This window comes from Shigella sp. FC1967 (genome assembly GCF_001743005.1).
GTDB lineage: Bacteria > Pseudomonadota > Gammaproteobacteria > Enterobacterales > Enterobacteriaceae > Proteus.
In genome coordinates this window covers 1-3,390 of sequence record NZ_MIIZ01000781.1, presented here as the reverse complement: position 1 = coordinate 3,390, position 3,390 = coordinate 1, and the positions used below count along the sequence as shown (strand labels likewise).

Genomic DNA, 3,390 nt, shown 5'->3' with positions numbered 1-3,390 from the left:
ATGATACAACCGTTTTGTGCGCCTTTTTCTCTCAACAAACGCGTTAACTTACGTGTATCAATATCCGCAATAGCAACGATATTATGGCGTTTAAGATAATCAGATAACGTTTCTTGAGCACGATAGTTGCTCATCACTAATGGCAAGTCACGGATAATTAAGCCTTGAGCATGGATTGTTTCTGATTCTTCATCTGAACGATTAACGCCGGTGTTGCCAATGTGGGGATAAGTAAGAGTAACAATTTGTTGGGAGTAAGAAGGGTCGGTTAGTATTTCTTGATAACCGGTCATTGAAGTATTAAAAAACGACTTCACCGATGGCGGCGCCTTCTGCGCCAATCGACTTGCCGTGGAATTCGGTCCCATCTTCTAGAACCAATATAGCTTTTCTAATCAAAACGCCCTCCAGAGAATAATAAATCACATTTAGTGCATATTAATTCAGATTTAAGCCTCTAAATCAATGCCAAAAACATAAAATTGGGCAAATTTTTGGCAAATTGGGCGCATTCTAAAGATCGAATGAGCAGATGTCTAGAAAAAAACACCTTTTTAATTTAAAAAAATATCATTTATTAGCAATTTAATTAATCAAGTAACGATTTACATAATCAATCTTACAAATTTAACCGTTTGCTTACCAAGATAACTTAAAAAAGAGAAGAAAGAAGGAATAAAGTGAGGTTTTTGTGTATTTAGAGAGGTAAAAAACGAATAAAAAAAAAGAGATAATTAATAAAAAATAATTAAAAATAGATAAAAACAAAAGAAAACAAAATAAAAATAAAAAACTCACAATTGCAAAAATAATCGTGAGTTTTCAATAAATTAAAATAATTATAAACTATAAATCCTCTAAAGAAAGAACATCTTTCATATTATAAAGACCAGAGTTTTTATCACTTAACCAAACAGAAGCCTTAACAGCACCATTTGCAAAGGTCATTCTGCTAGAAGCCTTATGGCTTATCTCTACTCGCTCACCAATATCAGCAAAAATGGCTGTGTGTTCTCCCACAATATCACCAGCACGAATAGTTGCAAAACCAATGCTTTGAGGATCACGCTCTCCTGTATGCCCTACTCGCTCATAAACTGCACACGCTTTGAGATCACGACCTAATGCATCTGCAATGGATTCACCCATCGCTAATGCAGTACCTGATGGTGCATCAACTTTATGACGATGATGAGCTTCCACAATTTCAATATCACTGTAAGATCCCATCACTTTAGCCGCTTTTTCAAGTAATTTAAGCACTAAATTGACACCCACACTAAAGTTAGCGGCAAACACAATAGGAATAACTTGGGCGGCATTTTCAATCGCTTTTTTACCTTCATCATCAAAGCCTGTCGTACCAATAATCATGCCTTTTTTCTGTTCTACACAAAATGCAATATGAGAAAGCGTTCCTTCTGGGCGTGTAAAATCAATTAATACATCAAATTCACCCGCTTGAGCCAGCAAGTTATCCGTAATAGCAACGCCAATATGCCCGATGCCTGCTAATTCTCCGGCATCAGCGCCAATCAATGAAGAATTAGTACGCTCAAAAGCAGCACCTAAAACGGTTCCTTCTTGTTGAGAAATTGCCTGAATTAATTGGCGTCCCATACGACCACCCGCACCAACAACAGCAAGACGAAGTTCTTTTGCAGACATAACTAAATTTCTCCTTAACAATACTTATTATCTCTATTTATTGTTTACAGAGTAGCGATGTCACCCACTTGATGCCAGCATTTAACGTTAGAGATAAGAAAAACACACAAAACGGTGGTCATTATCAGTAAAAGAGATGAACAGCATGGTTATTCATTTAACTTTACTTTATCCATAAAAAAGCAGCGTTATCCTCGCTGCTTTTTAAATTCACTATCACATTTAAGTGAGATTATTCGATAACTTTATAATCGAGGCGAAGCTCTTTAGGCACTTCAAAAACAATATTTTCTTCACGCCCTGATAATTCGACCACGTCATCAGCACCAAAGGTTTTTAAACGCTCTAATACTTGTTGAACCAAAATATCTGGTGCTGAAGCCCCAGCCGTAACGCCAACAATATTTGCATTAGCGACCCATGACTCATCAATATCTTCAAAGCTATCGATAAGATAAGAAGGCTTACCCGCACGCTGAGCAAGCTCTGCTAAGCGATTAGAGTTTGATGAGTTCTTAGAGCCAACAACAAAGACAACATCCGCTTTTTCAGCAAGCTCTCTCGCGGCTTCTTGACGATTGGTTGTTGCGTAGCAGATATCATCTTTACGAGGTCCAATAATTTTGGGGAAACGCGCATTTAAAGCGTCAATCACTTCTGATGTATCATCAACAGAAAGCGTTGTTTGGGTCATAAAGCAAAGATTGTCTTCATCTTTCACTTTTAATTTCCACACATCGGCTGGCGATTCAACTAAATACATTCCCCCTTCAGGGTTATTGTATTGCCCCATTGTGCCTTCAACTTCTGGGTGTCCTGCATGACCTATTAATATCGCTTCTTTGCCTTTACGGCTCGCTCTTGCCACTTCCATATGAACTTTAGTAACTAATGGACACGTTGCATCATAAAGCATTGTTAAATTACGTGAACGAGCTTCTTGACGAATAGCTTGAGACACCCCATGAGCAGAGAAAATTAAAATTGCGTTATCGGGTACTTCTGAAATTTCTTCAATGAAGATAGCGCCGCGTTCACGTAAGTCATTAACGACATAGCGGTTATGAACAACTTCGTGACGAACATAAATAGGTGCGCCATAGATTTCCAGAGCGCGATCAACAATGCTGATAGCTCGGTCAACACCCGCACAAAAGCCTCGTGGGTTAGCCAGCAATATTTGCATGTGTTGTTTCCTCCTCAGGATTGATGCTGACAACTTCAATATCAAATGTCACTTCTTCTGACGCTAACGGATGGTTAAAATCAACGGTGACAGAGTCTTCAGTAACATTTCTTACAATGCCTGGCATTTCGCTGCCATTCATCGCTGTAAATAGCATGATAGTACCCGCCTCAGGCACACCAGACTCTGTAAAGTCAGAAGGCATAAAGTATTGGATCAAGTCAGGATTGTATTTACCAAAAAGATGTTCACCCGCAAGCGTAAAGGTTTTTTTATCCCCTATTGATAATCCCAATAATTCAGCTTCTAAAGCTGGCGATAAACTGTCATCACCTAAACGAAAAAGGGCGGGTTTACCATGTGCTTGTGTAGATTCAGCAACAGAACCATCAGCTAACTTTAAAGTGAAATTCAGCAACACTGCGCTGTCGTTGAGTACCTGCATAACCATACTAATACCTTCTATTAAGCGTAACCCCCGCCATAAGGCAGGGGTTATTTTAGTTAACTTCTTGTCTGATTACTTTTGCTTTTTT

At 38.7% G+C, this 3,390-nt stretch carries 3 protein-coding genes and 1 pseudogene; all 4 read right to left on the bottom strand.

The genetic code is table 11. The features are described 5' to 3' along the window. Positions 1–399 (bottom strand): annotated as a pseudogene (locus tag BHE89_RS12805) (carbamoyl-phosphate synthase domain-containing protein); the annotation flags it as partial. Between the two features lie 447 nt (positions 400–846). Further along, positions 847–1,668, bottom strand: coding sequence for a 4-hydroxy-tetrahydrodipicolinate reductase (dapB, locus tag BHE89_RS12800; RefSeq protein WP_069368639.1), 822 nt, complete (start codon positions 1,666–1,668; stop codon positions 847–849). 232 nt (positions 1,669–1,900) lie between these two features. Then, entirely contained in the window at positions 1,901–2,854 is a 954-nt protein-coding gene (ispH, locus tag BHE89_RS12795; protein WP_069368640.1) for a 4-hydroxy-3-methylbut-2-enyl diphosphate reductase, read from the bottom strand. Next, positions 2,835–3,305, bottom strand: a complete 471-nt coding sequence (fkpB, locus tag BHE89_RS12790; RefSeq protein WP_069368641.1) for an FKBP-type peptidyl-prolyl cis-trans isomerase — start codon at positions 3,303–3,305, stop codon at positions 2,835–2,837. The genes ispH and fkpB overlap by 20 nt, the downstream gene beginning before the upstream one ends. Between the last annotated feature and the right edge of the window lie 85 nt (positions 3,306–3,390).